Below are 707 nucleotides of genomic sequence, written 5' to 3'. Positions count from 1 at the left end.
AAAAATGAAAGAAATATCAAAAAACCTTAGAAAATTTAAAAAACTCACCCGAAGAAAATTCAAAAGAAATTGAAGAGTTAGAAATTTTAATTAATAAATTAAATGAAAAATATTTTAGAAAATAACAAGGAGAAAAAATGACTTTAAAACAAATAATTAAATTAATTGAAACAAAAATGAGAAATCACATTCAACAATTTTATAGAATACCATTATCAGATATAAATTTCATAATCAAAAAAATCGATTGAGCAAATGTGCTGCCTGCAACTATTGACTTAGATGAATTATTAAAAAATATTAAATGATTAGAAGAAACATTTTGAAATTGCTATCATCAAAACATACAAGAACTTTCTAAAAATTCTAGAGGAAGATAATGAAAGTATATTTTTCAGGGAAAGTTTTTTTGTTAAAAAACAACCAAATTATAATTGATGTTAATTATACAGGTTATCTATTTAATGTAGTTAGTACAATTGGATTTAAACACAATCAATATCAAAAAGTTTATTTTATAAAATGCAAATCAAAAGATTATGCTTTTTCGAATTTTCGAGATTATGTATTGTTTTCATCGTTAGTAGAACACGCAACGATTACAGATAGTCAAGCAACCAAAATGATGAGAGAATTAGGAACATATAATCTTTCTAAAGCGATTGTTAATAATGATTTAGAAACATTAATAAAATACTTTAAAACTG

Annotated in this window: 2 protein-coding genes; both read left to right on the top strand. The window is 22.5% G+C overall.

Annotated elements, in window-relative coordinates:
- The first annotated feature begins 137 nt into the window (after positions 1 to 137).
- On the top strand, positions 138 to 380 hold the full coding sequence (locus tag N9R85_RS03870; protein WP_262858664.1) for a hypothetical protein: 243 nt from the start codon (positions 138 to 140) through the stop codon (positions 378 to 380).
- Positions 380 to 707: hypothetical protein (locus tag N9R85_RS03865; protein WP_262858663.1), on the top strand; the 328-nt coding region annotated here is incomplete at its 3' end. The genes N9R85_RS03870 and N9R85_RS03865, both read left to right, overlap by 1 nt.

The sequence above is a fragment of the Mycoplasma sp. CSL7503-lung genome, assembly GCF_025515455.1.
In the GTDB taxonomy this organism is placed as follows: domain Bacteria; phylum Bacillota_I; class Bacilli_A; order Mycoplasmatales; family Metamycoplasmataceae; genus Mycoplasmopsis.
Note: the sequence above shows the minus strand (reverse complement) of the source record. Positions and strands in the feature narration are given on the sequence as shown.